Below are 22,683 nucleotides of genomic sequence, written 5' to 3'. Positions count from 1 at the left end.
GCGACGTTGAGAACCGCCTAGGAAACGGCGGCTACCGTTTCAATTAGCGGCGACGACACTCGCGATGATCCGGATCGCGATCGCAGCGCCATGCGCGATCGCGCTCGGCCTGCTCACGGTCGATGCGGGGGCACTCCTTCCGGCTCGGGTCGCGATCGCATCGCTGGGCGCGCGCGCGATCGGACATGATCTGCGCATTGAGGGCAGTTTCACTGGCAAGATTTGCAGCCGCGGCACTTCTCAGGTCGCCGCTGTCCGCCGAGCAGGCAGCAACAGAGACGCCAAGCAGCGCCAAAAGCCCGAAGCTCTTAACGGGTCGAAGGATCTTGTTTCTCAGGTGTGGGGGCATGATTCGTCCTTTCAGTTGGCACATCGCAGGCCGAGCCATTCGCCGACCCCGCATGATGCGCTGTTCGCGCTCAACTGAAAGGCAAAGATTGCCTGAACATGGCGGCCCAGACTTTCTTGATGAGCCTACGAATATCCCCCGAAATGGCATTCCGGGGGGCACGCCGTGCCGATTTCAGTGTGATCAGCTAGCCGGTTGACGCGAGCTGGCCGCGAGACTGCTGGCGACGTGACGCACGACCGGATCGCTTCTGCGGCGACGATGCCATGCCAGTGATAATCTTATGCTTTCCACGGCAATGGGTGGCTGGAAAATTGCGAGTCCGGCTGTGCCGCTGACCAGTCTTTTGGGCACCATGGCGATCATGTGGGTGCAGCGCAGTAGGGGCACCACCAAACCGAAAGTGGGAACCACGACACCGGTTCGTCGCCTCAGACCGCGTTCCGCAAGATCGCGATCCAATGATGTCCGCGCATTCCCCCGACCCGAAACAACGATGTGGGGGAAAGCGAGCCATCGCTCGATCGCGAAATCGCGCGCTGCGGGATGATCTTCGCGCATTGCGACAACATAGGTCTCTTCACTCAGCGTTTCGCGGCACAAATCCTCGTCCCCGGTATCGATTATCGAGACCGCAATATCGGTGGCACCCTCTTTGAGCGCCTGGCAGGCTCCATCTGCTCCGTTCCACGGTTGCAGCACGATGTCTATGCGAGGAGCCGATACGGCAAGCTCGGCGAGCAATTGCTCCAGCAAAAGGAGAGCCGATAGATCGGACATCGTGAGCCTCAGCGTTGCTTCGACCTCGCCGATTGGCAGCGTGGGCGGGTCGATAACGTATTCGGCCGCCGCGAGCAGTTCCTTGAGAGGTTGGCGGAGACTGAGGCCTCTGGGTGTCGGGCGCATGTTACCGCGGGTTCGCTCGAGCAGTTCATCCCTGAAGAGAACGCGACAACGCTGAAGCGCTGCCGACATGGCTGGCTGCGAAAGACCGACACGCTCACCTGCGCGACCGACATGTTGCTCGTCGAGAAGCGCGTCAAGAATGACGAGCAGGTTCATATCTACCGATCGCAAATTCATGCCGTGGATAATAGTTCATAATGATTATCGATTGGAAGGATAATTTGTCGCTTGCCACATCCTAGTTTGACACCCGTAGTGCAACGAACGCCAACCGAGTTGAAACATGCCGATAGAACACCGCCAACCGACAATCCTGATCCTGCTTTTTCACCCGAACCTCGAACGGTCGAAGGTCAATGCCGCGATGGCACAGTCTGCCGCGAGCCTGCCTTATACTTCGATCACTGACATGAGTGCTCTATACCCAAAAGGAATTCAGATGGAACGCGACGGCGCCCGGGAGGCAGCCCGCCTTCTCGACGCCGATGGCATCGTCCTGCAATTCCCGATGCAATGGTATTCGACCCCCGTGCTGATGAAGCAATGGCAGGACACGGTCCTGACCAGAATGGGATATCTGCACCAGGATACCGAGGGCGTCGGCCTTGCCGGAAAGCCCATCATGATTGCAGCAACAATGGGCGCCGAAGAGGCTACCTATCGACCGGAAGGACGCAATCGCTTCAGTGTCATGGAGCTTCTCGCGCCGCTGCGCGCCTCCGCCAACCGCTTCGCAATGGACTGGCAAGAGCCCTTCCTTGTCTATGGCGCAGATCTACTCGATTATGATGGACTTAGCGAGGCCGGACGCGAATATCGCCGCGCATTGTCATCCTTTTCCGCGCGGACGCAGAGGGCAGATCGGATCCAGCAACGCGTATACCTCGCCCACGCGGGTGACGAGGTCGATACCTCCGAGCGTGGTCCGCGATCGGAAGCACTTGACCGGCCGCCGATGGCAAGCGGCGCTGGGCATGCTCCCTCCGCTCCATCAGAAATCCAGACCTAGCCGCACAAAGTAGGTGCGGCCGTTGAAACCGAAGGGCGAGATCGCGTTGTAGGGCTGGGTCCCCGAAGCATCCGCGCCGTTCGTGCCTTCCGCAACGCTCTCTACCGACGACCGGATGTTCTCGTCCGGATAGACATCGAACACGTTGCGGACACCCGCCGTCAATCTGAGGGCGGGAGTGAGCGCATAGCCTAGCTGGACGTCGGTCAGGATCTTCGCACCGAATGTCTGGATGATGTCCGAATTCGCGCTTCCTGCGACCGGCACCAGCTCGACATCGTAACCGGGCGTCAATGCAACGATTTGCGCAGGCGTGCGGTTTGTCAGCGCAACGGTCGAGACCTCACCGAACCGGGTGTTCTGCACCCCGATGCTCAGCGGTCCGCTAATGTAATTGAGATCGAGCGTTACCTTACTTCGCGGAAGGCTGTCGGAGAAGCGTAATTGCTGCGTCAGATCGAACAGCGGCGTCGTCACACCCAATGCCGCTAGGGGCGCCGGCGTATCGGCAATGCGGTCAAACTCCGTGGTATTGTAATTGCCGGCAAGCGTCGCTGTCAGCTCGCTCGAATCCGCGAACTGGTGGCGATAGTTCATCACCACGTCGATGCCCTCGGTGATGGTATCGACCGCATTGGTAATGAAGGAGATCGCTCCGAACCCCGCCTGTCCGTTCGCCGCGAGGAAATCCGTTATTCGTTGATCCTGGAACGTGGACGAGATCGCAATGCGGTCATTCAGATCGATGCGATAGGCATCGACCGTTGCAGAGAATGCGCCGCTTTCGAATACGACGCCGGCAGAAATGTTCTCCGACTTCTCCGGCCGCAACGGTTGTGCACCCGCCAGTCGCGCTGCCGGACTGCCTACCGCGGCAACGCGCACGACCGCCTGCTGTCCGTTCAGAATAAGCGTGTTCGAAGCGTTGTATCCGGACTGCGCAAGAGCCGGTGCACGAAAGGCCGTGTTGTAGGATGCCCGAACCGCAAGCCCGCCGCCGATCTCGAAACGCCCGGCCGCCTTGTAATTTGTGGTATTGCCGAAGTCGGAGAAATCCTCGTAGCGGACTGCGCCCTGAAGCAGGAGGCGATCGAAGAATACCTTCTGAACCTCGGCATACACGGCCTTGCTGTTGCGACCGATCGAGGCTCGGTCATCGGGGCCGGCCGTCGGTCCGGGCTGTGCACCGATCGGGGCAGGACTGCCCGCACTGGGGCCGTCGAGAATGGGCACGCCGCCATTGCGGAACCCGTCGATATCGCCTGAGAACAGACGATAATCTTCCTCACGATATTCGGCGCCGAAAGCGAGCTGAACCGGCGATCCGTCCCCGATAAAGATGTCGCGCGTAAGATCGAGGTTCGACGTCCATTGGTAGAAATCCGCCCCGAGACGATAGAAACGGGTCGGAGAATCAAGGCCGAGCGACACATTGGCGCTATTCTCGTAGAACAGGTCCTGCGTATTGACCCCGTAGACCGTCGAGAGGTCCCAGCCAAAGCCCGCGAGATCCTCGCCACGCAAACCGAAAGCTGCCGAAAAGTTCTCTATCCGGCTGTCCAAGCGTGGCCGGAAGCCATCGGGATAGAAAGCGCGGATGGTTTCGTTCTGACCAGGCCGCCTAAAAAAATACTCGATGTCGCCCTCTAGCCGATTATATCCGCCGAACGCGTAGACCTCGACCGTATCGGAGGCGGGCGCCACGAAGTTCGCGAAGAACTGGGCATTGGTGAAAGGCTGATCGCCGAACCGGAAGACGTTGCGATCGAATGTCGCTTCGCGCGGGTCCAGCGTTCCGTTCGACGGCGTCAGCCCTGTGCCCGACCCGAAATTCCCGGAAATGGCGGTCGGCTGTCCGACCGCATCCGTGCCGAAATATTGCTGGCGCGTATCGGGATCGGACCGGTTCGTTCCTTCCCGGTCCAGATAGCTCGCAGTCAGCCGCAGCACGGCATCGTTGCCGAGGTCGATACCGGATGAAACGGAGGCCTCGTAGTATTCGCCATCGCCCCTTTCGGTAATCCCGTAAGTTGCCATGGCACGCGTGCCGACGGACCGATCAAGAATGAGATTGATCACACCTGAAATGGCATCCGAACCGTATTGCGCGGCGGCGCCATCACGCAGCACCTCCGCCTGAGACAACGCAAGCGTCGGGATCGCGTTCAGATCGACCGCCACGTCGCCGCGGCCGATGCCGTTGCTGGCGTTGAGGTCCGCCGTGGTGTGACGGCGCTTGCCGTTTACGAGAACGAGAAGTTCACCTGGTCCAAGCCCGCGGAGTGAAGGCTGCAGAATATAATCGCCAACACCCGACCCCAAAGGCCGCGGGAACGAGAAGCTTGGCACCTGGGTCCGCAATTGGTCCAGCAGATCCACCCGGCCGCCCTGCTGCAGGCTCTCGCGCGAGATCGCGTCGACCGGCACCGCCGATTGCGTGGCGGTGCGCGGCTGAAATCGCGTGCCGGTAACGATAATGGCTTCCTGGTCGGCGATACCGTCATCGACACCGATCTCGACCGGATCGGATGTCGGTTCTTCCGGCAGACCCTGCTGCGCGAACGCCGGGGAAACTATAGCGGTGCTGCCCGCCATGGCAGCGAAAAACGACAAGCGGAAACGCATGAGAATACCCTTGATGTAATGATGTAACGTGCCCAAAGCAGAGCCTCGAACGTTAATCAAGGAGCAATTCGTCTCACGGGCAGTGCCTGTGTTTCGTAGACGAAAGGGTGGTGCAATCGATGTCGAATGAAAGAGCAATCAGTCGCCGGACGGTGCTTGCTGCAGGGGCGGCCGTGCCCGCAGCGGCCATGATGCCCGGGGAAATTAAAGCGCGGATGCCTGCTATCTCGCCGGGCGCGGGACCGTTTACCGATCTCTACGATATCGACAGGTCCATCGTCAGCCTCGATGCGGCCTATTACGGTGCGATGACCCGCGCGACGCGGGCGCTCTATCGCGAGAATACCGAATGGGTGAACAGTCATCACTCGGTCTTTCTGCGCAGCGCTTTGCCTGGTCTGTCGCGAGACGAACGCTTGCAGCCAGCGACCGATGCGGCCGCCACGCTGATCGGAGCCTCGCCGGACGAGATCGCCCTTTGTGCTGGTGGAACCGAAGCGCTCTACGGCTTGATCGTGAATTACGCGCCGCTCAAAGCTGGCGATGCCATCGCCATGGCCGACGTAGACTACGATGAAATGCAGTACGCCATGGAGCATCTCGCAGTGACGCGGGACGCCAAGCTCAAGCGGATTACGATGCCCGAGCCCTCCACAACAGCCACTATTCTCGAAACCTACGAGCGCTTGTTCCGCGAAACGCCGCGCCTCAAGCTGTTGCTGCTCACCCATGTATCAAACCGTAACGGCCTGACAATGCCGGTCCGGGAAATCGCCACGATGGCAAAGGCGCGCGGGATCGACATCATTCTTGACGCCGCGCAATCAGTCGGTCTGTTGCCAGTCGATGTCGAAACGATGGGCGTCGATTTCATGGGCTTCTCGCTCCACAAATGGCTCGCGGCTCCGTTGGGCACCGGGGCGATCTACATCCGTGAAGAGCGCAAAGCGGACATCGCGCCCTGGCTCGGCAACCGCATCCGCGATCCCGACGACATCCGCGCCCGCGTGCCCACCGGAACGATCGACTTCGCCGCCCGGCTGACGGTTCCGCAAGCTGTCGCGCAGCATCACGATCTCGGTCCGGAGCGCAAGCTAGCTTATCTGCGCGGTCTGCGCGATCGTTGGGTGGCAGGGATCCAGGACATTCCCGGCCTCGAGATAGTCCAACCCGACGACCGCGATCGCTACGCGGTCATCGGCGCATTTCGCCTTCCCGGACAAAAGAACTTGGAGCAGGCGAAACGGGTGCAAAGTCTGTTCGCAAAGCGACACAGGGTTCTGGTCGTTGCGAAAGCAGGTCTTGCCTCGGGCGCGGTCATGCGGGTTACGCCAGCACTGTTCAATACAGAGGACGATCTCGATCGTCTGGTCGCTGCCATTCAGGCCGAGCGCTCCATGTTTGCATAGGAGCCGACGGAATGGCTGGCTGGCGTTACTCGGTTCGAGATGTCGCTCCTCGTCGAAGCCATGTGGCCTGAGTGCAATGCCCTTTCCCATTCTGGCTCGCCGCCGCCACCGGAGAGCGTCGCAGAACGCGGCGGAATTGCGGGCTTCAGGAGGCCCGGCCGCAAATCTTGCAAAGAACCCAGACCAGGTGGCGGAGCAGGAGGGATTCGATCTAGCATGCTAAGTCTATGGAAATATTGATTCCATTTGACCAGACATTGATGTAATACCCTCACAAGTACCCCGCTTTGCCCAAGCTTTTTACCCTTAGGTCAGGATGCTTGCAGATTGAGGCTTCGATGACGCCCTGCATTTCGACCAGTTGCGCCTTCAACCCACCTTTCCCGATATCCGATGCTTTGTCATCAAAGGCAACGGCCGCTTTGCGCCCTCATCTCGGTCATTCGAATGCTTGCGGTTTTTTCCCGAAAGCGGTCGTTCGTTAAGACTGGCGTCGATGACAGCTACGCGCCCCAAATATGGTCATTCGATTGTAATCGGTTTAGCCCGAGGCCGACGTTCGATTTGATATATTTGAGTTTCCATTCCGCTGCCGCGCCTTCAACATGTTGGCTCAAAGTATCACAGCGGCAAGCGACGATCTTGCGGCATTTTTCGCGAGCTATTCGGCGGGAAACCAATCCGGCTGACTGGGTGTTCGACGCTTGCCTCTCAGAGTGCGCGTGAAGAACACGATCACGCCACTGACGCTGAAAAACACGAGAGACAAACCCGTCAACAAAACCAGGATCGGCCCCAATACAGGGCCAAACACATAGCCGCCATGGAGCGAGAGCATCATGTTGCCCAGCTGCGTTGGAATTCCAGTTGCAGCCACATGGATAGCTTTGCCAGTTCCAGCGCATGTCGGATGTTGCCAATAGATGGCATCGCCTTCCATACGGTTGAGGTCGTTGCGACCACGCAGGAACACGTGGATTGGCTCGTTCGGAACGAGATAGATAGTCGAGACCTCACGTCCAGGAAGCCGCGTCAGAGCATTCGCCGCTGCCATTCCGGGCGAGACTGCGCCATCGCATAGCCGCTTCCACTCTGCTCCGACCGGTTCCAGCGCGTCGGCATCGGCTAGCGCCGGCCCGAACCAGTCCGGGCGCGCGGTTGCGGTGCCGCTGAGACCGAACACGACGACCAACAATGCGGCCCAGACCCCGAGCCAGCCATGGAGCGAGAAGAGTTGCATCGACGCCTTGCCCTTGAGGCTAGGCGCACGTGCCTTCTTCCAGACCGATCCCTTGCGCGGCCACCAAAGCCACAAGCCGGTCAGCGCGAAACCCAAGAGGAGAAGGCCGAGCAGGGCTACGAAGGTGGCCCCGGCCTGTCCCATCGTCAGCTCGTAGTGGAAATCGATCATGTCATGGCCAAAAGCATCGCCAAGGGAAAAGGCGCCCTTTGTCTCGCCGGTCCACGGATCGACGCTGACCATCATTGGATAATCCGGATCGCCGCCGTCCTCCATGCCGAAGACCATTGCAGTTTCGACCTTCGGCACACGCGTATGCGGCATGAGCAGGCCCATCGGCGTGAAGGCATCGCCCCGTGCTTCCTGAGCCGAGGCGAACAGCGCGTCGATATCGACAGGCCTGGCGTCAGGAGCGGGCGCTTCCGCCTCCAGCACCTCGCCATATTGCGCCAAAAACATCTCGCTCATGAAAGCCAGGCTCGCGCCAGTTCCCGCCACGAGCACGATGAATAATGCGAGCACCGACCCGATCCAGCCATGCGTCAGGCGCAGGAAGCGGCGCACGGACATCAGAACCGCGCCTCGACTCCGACACCATACTCTTGAGGTTCGCCGAGCGATCCGAAATCGGGTGTGTAGAGCTGAGTCAGGTAGAACTCGTCGAGTAGGTTGCGACCATAAGCGAAAAGGGTTAGCGGACCCAAGCCATAGGACACCCGTGCGTCGACTACGGTCGTGTCGCCAATCGCAAGCGCGCGCGTATTCGCGTCGTCGCTGAAGTAGCCGGCATTATGTCGAATCTGCGCATTGAGATTGAGGCGGTCAAGCGGCTCCCAATTCACAGACGCAGCAGCGCTGAATTTGGGCGCACGCTCGAATTCATTGCCGAGGATCGGATCGGTAGGATCGAGCGTCTGCGTAATCTCGGTATCGAGCAGGCCGATACCAAAGCCCAACCGGAAGCGCGGGGTCACCGAGAAATCGACTTCGGCCTCCAGGCCATAGGTGCGCGCCTCGGGCGCGTTGTCGATCTCGACCGACACGACTTCCGAGCCATCCGGTCGCGTGGTGACGAAAGTCTGCGGGCGCTGCGCGTTGTCGAAGTCGGCGTAGAAGGAGTTGAGGCCGAGCCGGAGGCGTCCGTCCAGCAACGCTGCTTTCAAGAACGCCTCATAGTTCCACAGTGTTTCCTTTCCGAACGTGTCCTGTTGACCGGTCTCGAACGAGATCGTGGTCCCGCCGGGATTGTAGGCGCGTTGGACAAGCAGGCCGATGGTGGCATCGTCCGACAGTTCGTAGGTCAGTGCCGCCTTGGGCAGGAAGGCATCGAAGCTGCGGTCATAATCGACCGTGAAGCCGAAGTCCGATGTTCCGAGAAATCCGTCGCGATCCTGGCTGTCGTTCTGGTAGCGCCCTCCCAGCGTGATCGAGAAGCGCGGAGCAAGCGTCACTTCGACCTCGCCGAAAATACCGTAGCTTTCCTGATCGTCGGTGAAATCGCCATTACCCAGAAAGGCGGTCAGGTCGATGAAATCGGTTTGGCTGGTCGTCAGATAGGAAATGCCGAGAACCCCGCCGATCCCTTCGGCCGGCCGCCTGCTGGCAATCACCTCGATCGCGAAATCCTCGACATCGATGCGCCCGACGCCCTGGCCCGGCGGCGAAAGGCGGCGGATCACACTGTCGCCATAGGACGTGGTCACCGCCAGACTGCTATCGCCGCCAAGTTCCTGCCGAACAACCGCAGTTATCGAGTCTGTATCCGTGCGCCACAGTCCGCCGCCGCCTTCGGGGTTGGCACGGTCCTCGAATGGCTCGCGCACCGTGTCGGCCTGCGGCGCAGCCGTGTCGGTGTGGGCGTAGATGAATTCCAATCGCAATCCCGGCAAAGCTTCCGGCTCGGCGAGCAATTTGGCGCGTACATTGAAGAAATCGTCACGCCGTTCGTCCACACCGTCGATGAAATCTGGCACCACGGTCTGCGCGCGGCTTTCGCGGTAGTCGACCGCGACACGCGCGGCGAGCTGGTCGGCCACGATGGGGCCGGAAACGACGCCGGACAGGCCCAGCGTGTCGTAATTGCCGACGAGCGCGCGGGCACGCCCTTCGAACTCATAGGTGGGATCGGCGGTCTGGATGAAGATCGCCCCGGCAATCGAATTGCGGCCCTGCGTAGTGGTCTGCGGCGTGCGGAAAATTTCCACTCGATCCACGTCCCATACCCCGGTGGCGCCGTAGATCAGCTCGTTGAAACCGAGGTCGCGCCCGTCGAGGCGAATGGTCGCGCGCGGACGGGTGCCGCCGAGAAAGGCATCGGCTCCTTGCAAGACGCCGGTGGCATTCTGCCCACGGATCGCCGGGCCTTGTTCGCCCGAGCCAAGTTGCACATTCGGCGTTTGCGCAAGCAACTGCTCGACGCGATCCGCCTGCCGCGCCTCGATCTCCTTGCCATTGAGCACCACAACACTATCGGGAGTGTCGACCAGCTCGCGCTCGGCCCTTGTGCCGATCACGATGATCGTGCCGCGCCCCTCGTCGCCGTCGGCTTCAGACGTGCTCTCTTGAGCGTTCGCCATGCTCGGTAATAGCAATGCGCCTAAGGTAGCGTAAATTATGGTTGACCTCATGCAGCCCTTCCTGCGAATCGTTTGCAATTCGACTATGCGGGCCGCACTCTCGTGTCAACGCGAATGCCTCGCAATAGCGCCTTGCGGAGTTGCAATGGGCGGGCGGTTGCTTTGAGCATTCGTGAACACAGTGGACTGCTGTAGCGCTGGGCGCAGCATGAGCTGATGGCCTTGTAGGTTCCTGATTGATCAATGAATGGGTAGCACTAGCCAGAACTGCGTCAGTGAGAGAATCTTCCCAGATGAGGCGAGCTTCGCGCACATCATAATCGGCTGTGAAAGCCTTTGCTTTGTCGCCTCAGTCGAGTTGTTGTGACAAGCTCTGTGGTCAGTTCGGACGAAAATATTCGGCGAATTGCCGAAGACACCTAAATCTGGTCGCGCACGAAACCGTCTGTTAAATATCTCTTGGGTTGCATCGATCATGGAGAAACCGAAGATGCGGAGGAATGTCTATCCAGCGATATTGGCTAGTTTTGCCGTTTGCTTGGCTGCATGCAGCAGTGGCGCTCCGCCGGAGGAAAAGGCCGAGGGCGACCCGAAGCCAGCTGCCGGAGTGCTTGATGACACACAAGTCGCGCAAGTTTCGTCAGATGCTACCAATTTCCATACGACTGGCTCTATCGGCGAGAACATGGTTTCGCCGTCGCCCGGAGTTGCCAGCGCCGGCAGCGACCTTGTCGCCTTCGTCGGCAAGTTTCCTTTCGAGACGGTGGGCGGAGTGACTTGGCACGATCACCCAGTGGTTACCGCCGGCATTGCCAAGACCGTAACCGACGCCACAGTTTTGCGCGCCATGCAGTCGCCTGGCGGCCCATCAGCGCCAATCTCAAGATACCAGGGAAAGATCGGGTCATGGGGGTGCCAGCAGCACAATTGCGACGATCATCAGTGGGCTGTGCTCGTAGACCCTATATCGGGGGCAACCGATGTTTGCTATCACAATGCCGCCCAGACTGGGGAAGCTTCGCGATGGTACCTCGCAGACAGCAGAAAGGAAACCAGACCAGGAAATTGTTCCGTGGTGTGATTTGCCCTGTAGACCGGCTGGTTCGGGAGCCGCGAGAACTGCAAATTTGAAATGGGAAGCTGTCCGCGCTTTAATCGAGTGACTCCTATATTGTTTGGGTTTCCCAGACGACCTCATTTAGACAGAAGTCACAACCAGTCGGAATGACCGCTTCTAGCCACCTACCGCCTAGACCGGACCGTCGGTTTCGAATCCTCGGAGCTAACTTCAGGCGCGCCCTACACCGGCCAAGCCTTCGCTCACCGCCCCTAAGAGATCATCGTCGCGAACCGGCTTGGCAAGCATAACGCTTCGCTCGATCCCGCTGTCCTTCCAGTCATCGGTGCTATCGCCAGAAACGAATACGATAGGCAAATCCTCTCGTTTAGATCTTGCATGGCGCGCGACGTCCCATCCGTCTCGCCCAGCGCCGAGACGGATATCTGTCAATAAAATGCTGATGGATTCCGATTTTGCATCAAGCATTTTCTCAGCACTCGATGCGCTATCGGCATCCAGAACGACAAAACCCGCATCCTCGAAGATTTCTATGAGGGAGAGACGGATCAACGCTTCGTCTTCGACGATCAGAATGGTGGGCTTTGAAGTCAAATATGTACCGCCAACCGACGCGACCCGGAGATACATCAAGCGATCGACATAGGGGTTTCGTTCCCTGTGTTCCGCGATAATTGTCAGCGGTGTTGCCTTTGTGCACAATCTCACAAATGTGAACTGAATTCATATTGGCGAACTAGGAGTAAAGGCTATGCAAGAGGGTCTAGACGATCTTGCCAGTCGTGCACGGGCAGTCGCTGAGAAGGCGATTGCGGCGAAAGACGGCAAATCGACTAGTTTCGATGCCTTGCATCAGGCGATGATGGCTTATCGCGCTGCTGCGGTCGGTTACATGGCCCACCCGTCGGTTGGCGATTATGTTCGCAAAGACGCACTTAGATATGAAGGGCCCACGCGCGAAGCAGTAGAGAAAATTGCGGCGTTGATCGATGATCTGAACGACCTGCGGTAACCGCGCGCTATTTTGTCCAGCGCCGAGGCGCGATGCGAGATGCGCGCGCCAAGCCGCGGGCAGAGGCTTCTGCGCTGGCACTACGATTTACGTCATCCAGTTTTGCGGCTGCTATGGCTAAAAAGACGCAATCGGATAGCCGATCGTTACCTGTTTTAATAATATTTGCCCAGAAGTGACTGGTCCGTAGGTTGCCGACCTGGTTGTGTTCAAGACCGGTCGCGACCTCGCAGCCTTGATCGATCTTGCACCCAAACGGAACTAATCCAGCGGCAGTTAGGTACTGGTGGTCGGAGCGATGGCCGTGATCCGCTGTACCGAGCGGCACGGCACGAATTGGCCATGGCTCGTTCAACTGCTGGCTCGCCGACCGGCAAAAGTCCTTGCCGTCGCGCTGGCGAACAAGAACACGCGCATGGTCTGGGCGCTTGAGACCAGTGGCGAACGCTACCGTTACCCGCAGGAGATAGCGCCGTAGAGTTCAGGCGCGGGGATGCCGCGCCGACGATGTTGGAAAGGGCGAGGAGGAGTTGATGCGCAAAGCCGGTTGAAACTCCCAAACCGGGAAACCTCATTCGGAGCCGTTGCGTTTGCAGTGGCGTGCCATAGGTCGGGACCCGGTTCGCGCGAAAGGCACCGTGGCCAGCAGCGCCACATTCAAATTCTGGACATATGGCCGCCTCAATCAGCAGAAAGTTCAACGCCGGAAACCCTTGTCAACGAGGGGACGTCCATACACGGCCCCAGAGCTGACTTACCAGCTACCGTTCCGGCTCGCTGCGATTGCAATTGGTCAATGCATCTTATTCGAATGTCTTAGACTTTAGATTTCGATATGAACATGCTGGACCGCAGATGCCGTCGGACGGCACGACGTTCTGCTTTTTCCATCCATTGCCTGATTGAAAGACCGCCTTCTGCCAGATCGGCAAGAACCGCGCCACGCTCTCCAATCGGTAATTCTGGACCGGTCGTCGTATCGACCGTCGTCTGACGCTCGATCTCGGCGTTCAGCAAGGCGCCCGCGAGTACCCCGTAGGCGGACAGAAACAGCCACATCAGAAAGACCACGATAGCAGACAGCGACCCGTATGTTGCGTTGTAATCGCTGACATAAGCCACATAGATCGAAAACCCGAATGAAACCGCGATCCAGAGCAGTGTCGCAACCATGGCGCCGACAGCCAGCCAGCGCCATCGAGCCGGCTCACGGTCCGGCCCATATCGCATTATGAGTGCGAAGCCGGCGCTGCCGAGCAATACGGATGCAACCCAGGTCAGGCACTTGATCGCAAATTCCGCGGCTTCACCGAAAAGACCACCTGCCTGTGTTTGCAGCCACGCGAACATTCCGCTGCTGATCAAGCCGGTCAATGCGACGAAGATCGCTGCCAGCGTAAGCGCCGCGGCCCGAAAAGTAAGCGAAATGATCCCACGTGTTTCGTGTTCCTCATTGATGATGTTGAGAGCACCGATCAGCCCGTTTGCCGCGCGCATCCCGCCGTAAATAGCAAAGCCAAGAGCTATAACTAACGCCAGTCCTGTAACTCCGGCATTGGCAGTTACCACACCCATGAGCTGGTCTTCGATGACGGCGGCTGCCTGGCGGGGAACAACTTCGATGATGGCTTGCATCTGCCTCTGCACGGTGTCGACATCACCCACCAGTCCGTAAACCATAACCGTCGCAGCGATGAGCGGGGTAAGCGCAAGAAAGGTAAAAAATGCCACACCAGCACCCAAAAGCGACAGGTTGTGAAAGCCCCACATGGTCCACGCTCGCCTAAGAATCTGTTTCCAAGCCGCTTTTGGCATCTGCCAAGGGCTTTTTGCAGTTGCGCCGGGCGGGTCTTTGAGGGATGAACCAGGTCCGAGGGAGAGATTGTCGACTTCATTGGTATCCTGCCGACCGCTTGGCGACGATCCGGTTCGTCCTTCGTTGTGCACCTTGGGTCGCTTTCTATGGTCGTCGCTAGTTCGTTTGTTGTTCAAACACCGCTGCAGAGCAATCGTGCCCGGGCCGAGCGGTCCGCCTCCTCGATTTTCGCTTTGGCAATGGCGCTCCTTGCGTACCCCGCGGCAGCGCAGAACAGCGAGATCAATGATAGCGAAGCCTCCGGATTGGACGTCCCCGCCCCTCCTTCCGACGCCAACCTGCCCGTCATCGACCCGGTCATCACCGACGAGGAATTCGAAGAAACGGTACCGGACCTGGACCCCTCTAGCGATCCTGCGCTCGACGCGCCGCTTGAATCGATAGAGGAATTCGAGCGACGGATTGCGTCCGAACAAGCCGATGCGGAACCGACGGAGGGCCAAGCGGCACCGCTCGGCGATCCGGTGCTGGCCGACGGTGATACGACCGAGGAAATCGGCGATGCGCCTATCCGTGACGCCGAACTGACAGCACCGCTTCCTCCGCTTGAGCAGTTTGAAGTGGAGCCGGTAGAGTTCGCGCAGGAGGAGAATGACGATGAAGTCATAGAGGTCGCCTACGCAGTTCAGATTAACGGGCTCGAGGTGGCCGACGAGGAAACGGAATCAAGCCTTCGCGATCAGTTCGACGATCTCTCCGCGCTGGAAGATGGCGATGGTGAAGCCGCCAATGTCGCTCAGGTATCCGCCAGGCTGACCGAGGATAGCGCTCTTATGCAGCGCATTCTCGCAGCGGAAGGATGGTATGAGGCGCGCTCTGCCACCCGGATAGATCGGTCCAATGAAGTCAACGGGCAACCTTTGACTGCAGTGATCGAAGTCGTCCCGGGGTCCCGCTATACCTTCTCCGACATAATCATCGATGCCGATCGAACCGAACCTCCCGGATTGATCCGCGACAATCTCGCGTTGCAGGTGGGCGAACCGATCGTTGCAGCACGCGTGCAAGGTGCAGAGGCGCAGGTAGCGGTCACTCTTCCAGAAAACGGCTATCCTTTCGCCGAGATTGGCCAGCGGGACATCCTCCTCGATCAGGAAACGGGCGACGGGGTCTACACCTTGCCAGTCACCACCGGTCCACGCTCACGCTTCGGCGAGATCCGGACGACCGGCAATCTCGCGTTCGATGCCGACCATGTGGAAGTCCTCGCCCGGTTCGAAAGCGGCGAACTGTACGATAGCCGCATGGTCGACGATCTGCGGCAGGCGTTGGTCGCGACCGGCCTGTTCAACACTGTCTCCGTGCTGCCTGAGCAGAGCGGCGAACCGGCTGGCGACGGCACCGAATACGCGACGATAGTCGTCGAGCAGGAAGCCGGACCGCCGCGGACCCTAGCGGGAAGCGCCGGCTTCGGCACCGGGCAGGGCTTCCGTATCGAAGGCAGCTGGACGCATCGCAACCTGTTCCCGCCCGAAGGAGCTCTGATAGCCCGCGGTGTTGCTGGAACTCAGGAACAGGGCGCGGGCCTGACCTTCCGCCGCTCGAATGCCGGACAGCGCGATCGCACGTTCCAGGTGACTGCGGAAGCGCTGCATAGCGACTACGACGCCTACGAGGCCTTCACGGGACGACTTTCCGCACTGATCAGCTACGATTCAACCAATATCTGGCAGAAGCCGTTTACCTATGCCTATGGCGTCCAGCTGATCGGCACCAATGAACAGGACTACGATTTTACGCTGCAGGACCTTGACCGGCGGACGTTCTTCATCGGCGGCCTGATCGGTCAGATCGGGATTGACCGTACGAACAGCCTTCTCGACGCGACCGAAGGTTTCAAGGTTACGGCGCTCATCGAACCGGAAGGATCACTCCAGGACGGATTTACGCCATACGTTCGCGCGCGGTTGGACGGTTCGGCCTATTTCTCGCCTACCGATGCGCTAACGCTCGCGGGCCGCGTGAGAGTGGGCACCATTCAGGGCATCGATCGCTTCGATCTCGCCCCATCGCGGCGCTTCTACGCCGGCGGCGGCGGATCGGTCCGCGGCTTCGGTTATCAGCAGCTTGGGCCGCGCGTCATTCTCGACAATCCCGACTTCGATCCGGACGATCCGGATGAAACAGCCGATCCCTTCATCTACCGCCCGCTGGGCGGACGCAGCCTCAACGAAGCGGCGGCAGAGGTCCGTTATCGTTTCGGTAATTTCGGCGTCGTCGGGTTTGTCGATGCCGGCCAGGTTTACGAAGACTCTTTGCCGGATTTCAGCGATCTTCGTTTCGGTGCCGGCATCGGCGGGCGCTACTACACCAATTTCGGCCCCTTGCGCATCGATCTGGCCATGCCGCTTGACCGACGTGCAGGCGAGAGCAAGTTTGCCGTCTATGTCTCTATTGGGCAGGCGTTCTGATGGCCGAGGAAACAGACATGGTCAGCTCGCGCCATCATCGCGCCCGCAAGATCGCGAAATGGACCGGGGTCGTGCTCGCCAGCCTTATGGTGCTCGTCATAGCGCTGGTGCTTGGCCTTAACACGGCTCCGGGCAAGCGGTTCGTCGCCAGTCAGATCGCAGCGCTCGAATTTGAGAACGGCATGGAGATCGATGTCGGGCGCATCGACGGATCGCTATATGGCGAGATGGTGCTGCACGACGTGTCGCTGTCCGATCCGAAAGGCGTGTTCCTCACTTCACCCGAGCTCCGGATGGACTGGCGCCCTTTTGCGTTCATCGGCAGGCATATCGACATCCGCTCGCTCACCTCACGTCTGATAACCTTGCAGCGGCTCCCCGAATTCGCCGAGACAACTCCTTCGGAAGAACCGCTGCTGCCGGATTACGATATCGATATCGGCACGCTGCGCATCGACCGCTTTGTCGCTGAAGCCCCGGTCAGCGGCGAGGTCCGCGTGGCTTCACTTGGCGGCAAGGCGCATATTGCCGACGGACGCGCTCATGCGACCTTCGATGCCCAGACCATTTCCGGTCGGAACCGCGCGGGGGGCGATCGTATCGCCTTGGTCGTCGACGCGGTTCCGGAGGATAATCGGCTCGATCTGAACCTCGATCTGAACGCTCCCGGTAACGGCGTCCTTGCTGCAATGGCGGGTCTGTCGGATCCATTGAGAATTCGGCTCGACGGCCAGGGAAGCTGGGAAGCGTGGAACGGGAGGCTCGACGCAAACCTGGCAGGCAACGAACTCGCCCGTTTGCAAATTACCGCCCGGGATGGGACCTTTGCCGTCCGCGGGCCAACGCGGATTGCACGTATGTTCGAAGGGCCGACCGCCGCTTTGCTCGGACCAGTCATGAACGTCCAGATGTCCGCCGCCATGGACGAGCGCCGCGTAACGCTGGCGGGCAATCTCAACAGCGACGCTTTCCGCCTGAACACGAACGGCTTGGTCGATCTGTCGGACAACAGTTTCGAAGATCTGGCGCTCTCCTTCATGTTGCTCAGACCTTCGGCAATGGCCGAAAACCTGCGTGGCAGCGGCCTGCGCGCGCTGCTTACGCTCAATGGCGAATTCGCGACCCCGCGCGTTGAATACGCGCTCAACGCCACCCGCCTGGTGATGAACGATATGGGTCTGGAAAACCTGCGCGCCAGCGGCGAAGCAACCGTCAATGCCGATCGGATCATGATCCCGGTGGAGGCAAGCGTCTCGCGCATCGTCGGCTTGGATACCGTTGCCGGGGGAACGCTACGCAATGTCCGCCTTGCAGGCGATGTCGCGATCGACGGCACCCGCATCCTGTCGGACAACATGCGTATCCGCTCGGACCGGATCGATGCCGGCCTGATCCTGCTCGCCGACACTTCAACCGGGCTCTACACCGGGGCCATCGACGGCAAGATCGACAATTACCGCGTCGAAAGCGTCGGCATTTTCAATATCGAAACCGATGTCGATCTTGAATCTCAGGATGGTGGCTTCGTCTTGGCAGGACGCGTACGGGCACGCTCCACCAGCCTGTTTAACGAAGGGGTACGCGATTTTCTTGGCGGCAATGCTGTTGCTGCGACCGACGTTCGCTACGGACCTGACGGGATAATCCGCTTCTCGAACCTTTCCATGCGCGCGCCCGCCGCTCGCATCACCGGCGGAAGCGGTTTCTACGCCCCCGACGGAAGGCTGGCGCTCAATGCGAACGGCATGACCGATGCCTATGGACGCATCGGTGTGCGGGTGGCTGGTACGCTCACCGATCCCGATGCCGTGGTGACCGCTGAAAGGCCGGATCTGGGTATCGGCCTGGCAAATCTCCGCGCCAATATTACCGGGGCGCCGAACGGCTACCGTCTCGCCGCGACCGGGGATACCGATTACGGCCCGCTGACCGCCGACGTTGTCCTCGGTATGGGCAACCAGCTAACGCTTGACATCAACAACGCCAACCTCGCGGGTATCGGGTTTGCGGGATCGCTGCGGCAGACACCGGCGGGGCCATTTGCAGGTCGTCTCGATGCGGATGGCCAAGGCTTGGCGGGCATCGTCCGCCTTGATGCAGCCGGACAGTATCAGCAGGCCCTGATAAACCTGCGCGCCCGGAATACCGTGCTTCCCGGCCCTGCCAATCTTGCGATCGGCTCCGCCATCGTCGACGCACGGATCATTCTGTACGATCAGCCCTATGTCGTTGCCGATGCGCAACTTTCTCAAACGACCTTCGGCAGTCTTGATCTCGCCGCAGCACGTGCCAAGATCGACTACCGCGATGGCAACGGAACCGCGCGTGTGCTGGTTGAAGGTGTCAGCGGTGTGCCATTCCGTATCGCTGCCAATGCCGAGCTGAAGCCTGATCTGTGGCGCACTGCACTGAAAGGCCGGGTGCGTGGGATCGAGTTCGCGACCACTAGCCCGGCCCGCATCATTCCGAATGCGAATGGATACGAGTTACTGCCCACCCGCATCGATTTTGGTCGTGGCAATATCCGGCTCGCTGGTAATTATGGAGAGGGAATCAAGGTTCAGAGCCGCCTCGATTCGCTCGACCTGACGATAATCGAAGCATTTGTTCCCGGTCTGGGTATCAACGGCCGTGCGACCGGTAGCCTGGATTTCGACCAACCGAATACGTCTGCGTTCCCGCGCGCCGATGCCCGGTTGCAGATCGCCAATTTCAGCCGCACCACGGCGGTTTCGGTCAGCCAGCCCATCGATATCAATTTCGTCGGCAAGCTTCTTCCGGATGGTGGCGAAGCACGCGCGGTGATGCGTCGCCGCGGCAGCGTGATCGGACGTCTGAACGCTTCCCTGAGGCCCCTGCCGCCGGGTTCGGGCAGCTGGACAACGCGGCTGCTGGCAGCACCGCTGGACGGCGGGATCCGGTATAATGGGCCGGCGGATACGCTGTTTTCCTTCGCCAGCCAGCCCGATCAGCGCCTTTCGGGTCCGATCGGCGTCGCAGCAGATTTTTCCGGCCGCGTACAAAGTCCTCAACTGGCCGGCATCGTCCGCGCCAACGATTTGACATACGAAAACCAGACTTATGGCACGAGACTGTCGAACATAGCTATCGATGGTCGTTTTACCGGCGACCGCTTCGCCATAGAGCGCCTGACGGCGACGGCGGGTGACGGAACGGTTGCTGCCCAAGGTTATGTCAGCCTGGCAGAAGCAAGCGGCTATCCCATGAATGTCGAAGTGGCTCTGGACGATGCGCGGCTGGCACGTAGCGATGCGCTTTCCGCCACCGCTACCGGTAATCTGCGCTTGGCCAAGGCCGCGGGCCAGACCGCACTGCTGTCAGGCGAAATTACTTTGCCGGAGACGCGCTACGAGATAATTCGCCAAGGATCGGTCGAAGTTCCGGAACTTGCCGGCGTGCGCTTCAAGCCGCCGCGCGGTCCGAAGCGGATTACTGGCGATGAACCTGCCCAATCACAGCCGGGACTATTCGACCAGTTGCGGCTCGACATCGCCCTGAGCGCACCTGAGCAGCTCTATGTGTCGGGAATGGGTCTCGAATCCGAATGGAGCGCCGACCTGCGCTTGAGTGGTACTAGCACCGTGCCGCGCGTATCCGGGGACGTCCAACTGGTACGCGGAACACTCGGCTTCGCAGGACGATCGTTCGAGTTAAGCGAAGGTCGGGTTGACTTCACGGGCGGCGGCACGATCAATCCGGTTATCCGCCTGACGGCGACCGAGGATATCGAGGAGGTGACGGTCAACGTGAACGTATCCGGTCGTGCCTATGACCCCCAAATTGCGTTTTCCAGCGTCCCTGGACTGCCGCAGGATGAAATCGTCTCTCGTATCCTGTTCGGGAGTTCCATCGGCAACCTGTCCACCATTCAGGCCGTGCAGCTTGCTGCGTCGCTGAATTCGCTCCGTGGCAGTGGTGGTGGGCTCAATCCACTGGGGAAGCTGCGCTCTGCGACGGGCGTCGACCGGCTCCGCATCCTCGGCCCCGATGATACCAACGGTCGTGGAACATCGCTTGCCGCAGGACAATATCTGACCGACGATATCTACGTCGAGTTCATTACCGACGCGCGCGGCTTTACCGCAACGCAGCTCGAGGTGAGCCTGACGCCGTTCCTGTCGATCCTCAGTCAGGCCGGTGGTTCAGGCGCAACAAACGTCAATGTCCGGTATCGGAAGAACTACTGATGCGCGCTTCAGCAGGCCTGCTCGCCCTCGTTGCTCTCGCCGCGTGTGAAAACGAGCCGACCTTCGACGAACGATACGAGTCCGCGCAAGAGCAGATCGAGGACAAAGCGAAAGAACTTGATCATGAGTTGGACACATCTCGCTCGTCTTGACGTGACCCCCTGATTTCCCCCCAAGTTCGATTAGAGTCCGGCCCTGACAAAAGGACGGACAAGATGAAGAGAACGAGGTTTACGGAAGAGCAGATCATTGGCGTGCTGAAGGAGGCCGAGGCGGGCGCGAAGACCGCCGACCTTGCGCGGCGACATGGCGTGTCGGAAGCGACGATCTACAACTGGAAATCGAAGTATGGCGGGCTGGAGGTGTCCGAGGCCCGGCGACTGAGGGAGCTGGAGAGCGAGAACGCGAAGCTCAAGCGATTGCTGGCCGATGCGATGCTGGATCAGGCTGCACTGAAGGATCTTCTGGCAAAAAAGTTCTGACGCCCGTCGCGAAGCGGGAGGCTGTTGCTCATCTCCAGTCCTGCCACGGGATGAGCGAGCGGCGGGCGTGCCGTGTCATCGATGCCGATCGCAAGAGCGTGCGCTACCGTTCCACGCGGGACGATGATGCCGATCTGCGTGAGAAGCTGCGCGAGCTGGCCAACCAGCGTCGCCGGTTCGGCTATCGCCGTCTACATATCCTGCTGCGCCGGGAGGGGATCATGATCAACCGGAAGAAGACACAGAGGCTCTACAAGGAGGAAGGGCTCGCGGTCAGACGACGACGCAACCGCAGGCGTGCTGTCGGCACGAGGGCACCTGCTCCGGTGCTCGCCTTGCCGAACCAGCGCTGGAGCCTGGACTTCGTGCATGACCAGATGGCCTCCGGTCGCCGGTTCCGCGTGCTCAACGTGGTCGATGATGTGACGAGGGAGTGCCTGGCAGCGGCGCCGGACACCTCGATCTCGGGCCGCCGTGTCGTGCGCGAACTGACACGGCTGATCGAACAGCGCGGCAAGCCGGGCATGATCGTCAGCGACAACGGCACCGAGCTAACCTCCAACGCCGTGCTGGCATGGTGCGGAGAGTTGGGCGTCGAGTGGCATTACATCGCACCGGGCAGACCGATGCAGAACGGCTACGTCGAGAGCTTCAATGGCCGGATGCGCGACGAGCTGCTCAACGAGACGCTGTTCATGAGCCTGGCACAGGCCCGTGTCGAGATCGCCGCATGGGTCGATGACTACAACCGGGAGCGACCGCACTCGTCTCTTGGCTACGCAACCCCGGCGGCGTTCGCCGCCGAACTGGATAAGCAATGGCCTGCTTCGCTACGCCCTACGGGCTCCGCTACGCAGCCCATTGCTTCAACCGCGCAGATGCGCAAAACAACCGCCCGGCTCTAATCCCAGCTGGAGGAAAGCTGGGGGTCACATCAGTCTGTGAAAAATCAGGCGCGGATGCATGGTCGAAATGCAGATAGACCTTACCAATCGGTGGCCGAAGCTATGAGATATTGGCCAGAGACAGCAACCGCGATCGCAGTGCGGATTGATTGCACAGGCTTAATCGAGGTCAACGCTCCACTCGGGCTTGAAGATCTAATCACATTTCAACTGCGTCCTGGGCCACCATTTCGGGAAGAGAAGTTGCCGATTTTCTTCGAACGCGTATCCGCAAAAAACTGGATTAAGAGATATCCAAAGCTCGAAATGGCTGTGTCCGCTTCTGGCACTTCTTCACGATACGGTTGATGTCCGCAATTAGGGTCTTGGCGGCTGGTCCGGTTTGAAACCGGAAAGCGCGGAAGCGGCCTGTCGGCTAAGGGGCAAGAGCTGTGATCTGGAAGCGCATCCGGAGGCGAATGAGCTTTGCCCAGTCATTCGGCGCTGGTTGGGGCATTCTCTGACGCCGGCCGAAGAAGCCTGTTCCCCGTCAGCGCCTATGGCACAGATTTGGGGTTGTGATTTAAGGAGGATTTGGGCTTCGTCGTAGTGACGAAG

Annotated in this window: 15 protein-coding genes; 9 read left to right on the top strand and 6 right to left on the bottom strand. The window is 59.8% G+C overall.

The genetic code is table 11. The annotated features are described in order from the left end of the window. The first annotated feature begins 64 nt into the window (after positions 1-64). Entirely contained in the window at positions 65-427 is a 363-nt protein-coding gene (locus K3174_RS12395; RefSeq protein ID WP_221558928.1) for a hypothetical protein, read from the top strand. A 105-nt stretch (positions 428-532) separates the two neighbouring features. Here K3174_RS12395 and K3174_RS12390 read toward each other — a convergent pair whose 3' ends face one another. Then, positions 533-1,432, bottom strand: coding sequence for a LysR family transcriptional regulator (locus K3174_RS12390; RefSeq protein ID WP_221558926.1), 900 nt, complete (start codon positions 1,430-1,432; stop codon positions 533-535). Between the two features lie 106 nt (positions 1,433-1,538). On the opposite strand from K3174_RS12390, the gene K3174_RS12385 reads away from it, so the two are divergent. After that, positions 1,539-2,264 (top strand): NAD(P)H-dependent oxidoreductase, encoded by a 726-nt coding sequence (locus K3174_RS12385; protein ID WP_221558924.1) that lies wholly within the window; start codon positions 1,539-1,541, stop codon positions 2,262-2,264. Here the strand turns inward: K3174_RS12385 and K3174_RS12380 are convergent. Continuing rightward, positions 2,247-4,889: a TonB-dependent receptor plug domain-containing protein gene (locus K3174_RS12380; RefSeq protein WP_221558922.1), complete on the bottom strand. Its 2,643-nt coding sequence runs from the start codon at positions 4,887-4,889 to the stop codon at positions 2,247-2,249. The two genes, K3174_RS12385 and K3174_RS12380, sit on opposite strands and share 18 nt — an antisense overlap. Positions 4,890-5,008: 119 nt before the next feature. Between K3174_RS12380 and K3174_RS12375 the strand changes: the two genes are divergently transcribed. After that, positions 5,009-6,298: an aminotransferase class V-fold PLP-dependent enzyme gene (locus K3174_RS12375; RefSeq protein ID WP_221558920.1), complete on the top strand. Its 1,290-nt coding sequence runs from the start codon at positions 5,009-5,011 to the stop codon at positions 6,296-6,298. A 661-nt stretch (positions 6,299-6,959) separates the two neighbouring features. Here K3174_RS12375 and K3174_RS12370 read toward each other — a convergent pair. The 3 genes from K3174_RS12370 to K3174_RS12360 all read right to left on the bottom strand — a co-directional run bounded on the left by K3174_RS12370 (position 6,960) and on the right by K3174_RS12360 (position 11,786). Next, positions 6,960-8,108, bottom strand: a complete 1,149-nt coding sequence (locus K3174_RS12370) for a PepSY-associated TM helix domain-containing protein (RefSeq protein WP_221558918.1) — start codon at positions 8,106-8,108, stop codon at positions 6,960-6,962. After that, the gene (locus K3174_RS12365; RefSeq protein WP_221558916.1) at positions 8,108-10,114 is read right to left on the bottom strand and encodes a TonB-dependent receptor; all 2,007 of its coding nucleotides are present in this window, start codon (positions 10,112-10,114) and stop codon (positions 8,108-8,110) included. Before K3174_RS12365 ends, K3174_RS12370 begins: the two co-directional genes overlap by 1 nt. A 1,288-nt stretch (positions 10,115-11,402) precedes the next feature. Beyond that, positions 11,403-11,786, bottom strand: coding sequence for a response regulator (locus tag K3174_RS12360; protein ID WP_221558913.1), 384 nt, complete (start codon positions 11,784-11,786; stop codon positions 11,403-11,405). A 157-nt stretch (positions 11,787-11,943) separates the two neighbouring features. Here K3174_RS12360 and K3174_RS12355 point away from each other — a divergent pair, with 157 nt between their 5' ends. Further along, on the top strand, positions 11,944-12,204 hold the full coding sequence (locus K3174_RS12355; RefSeq protein WP_221558911.1) for a hypothetical protein: 261 nt from the start codon (positions 11,944-11,946) through the stop codon (positions 12,202-12,204). A gap of 304 nt (positions 12,205-12,508) precedes the next feature. Next, positions 12,509-12,682 (top strand): hypothetical protein, encoded by a 174-nt coding sequence (locus tag K3174_RS12350; RefSeq protein WP_221558909.1) that lies wholly within the window; start codon positions 12,509-12,511, stop codon positions 12,680-12,682. Between the two features lie 338 nt (positions 12,683-13,020). On the opposite strand, the gene K3174_RS12345 is transcribed toward K3174_RS12350, so the two are convergent. Then, a complete protein-coding gene (locus tag K3174_RS12345) occupies positions 13,021-14,151 on the bottom strand; it encodes a YihY/virulence factor BrkB family protein (RefSeq protein WP_345719644.1) in 1,131 nt (376 codons plus the stop codon). Between the two features lie 108 nt (positions 14,152-14,259). Here K3174_RS12345 and K3174_RS12340 point away from each other — a divergent pair, with 108 nt between their 5' ends. The 4 genes from K3174_RS12340 (at position 14,260) to K3174_RS17160 (ending at position 22,434) form a co-directional block, all read left to right on the top strand. Next, positions 14,260-16,491, top strand: a complete 2,232-nt coding sequence (locus K3174_RS12340) for an autotransporter assembly complex protein TamA (RefSeq protein WP_247712149.1) — start codon at positions 14,260-14,262, stop codon at positions 16,489-16,491. Beyond that, positions 16,491-20,699 carry a translocation/assembly module TamB domain-containing protein gene (locus K3174_RS12335; protein ID WP_221558900.1) on the top strand — a complete coding sequence of 1,403 codons (4,209 nt, stop codon included), beginning with the start codon at positions 16,491-16,493 and terminating at the stop codon, positions 20,697-20,699. Before K3174_RS12340 ends, K3174_RS12335 begins: the two co-directional genes overlap by 1 nt. A gap of 215 nt (positions 20,700-20,914) precedes the next feature. Further along, positions 20,915-22,086, top strand: a protein-coding gene (locus K3174_RS12330) for an IS3 family transposase (RefSeq protein ID WP_221558898.1) whose coding sequence is annotated in 2 segments (ribosomal slippage) — positions 20,915-21,167 and positions 21,167-22,086 — 1,173 coding nt in all. Because the reading frame shifts where the segments join, the coding sequence is not laid out codon by codon here. Positions 22,087-22,122: 36 nt separating this feature from the next. Further along, positions 22,123-22,434 (top strand): nucleotidyltransferase family protein, encoded by a 312-nt coding sequence (locus tag K3174_RS17160; protein WP_221558896.1) that lies wholly within the window; start codon positions 22,123-22,125, stop codon positions 22,432-22,434. Positions 22,435-22,683 lie beyond the last annotated feature (249 nt).

The organism is Qipengyuania qiaonensis (assembly GCF_019711515.1).
Lineage (GTDB): Bacteria > Pseudomonadota > Alphaproteobacteria > Sphingomonadales > Sphingomonadaceae > Qipengyuania > Qipengyuania qiaonensis.
Note: the sequence above shows the minus strand (reverse complement) of the source record. Positions and strands in the feature narration are given on the sequence as shown.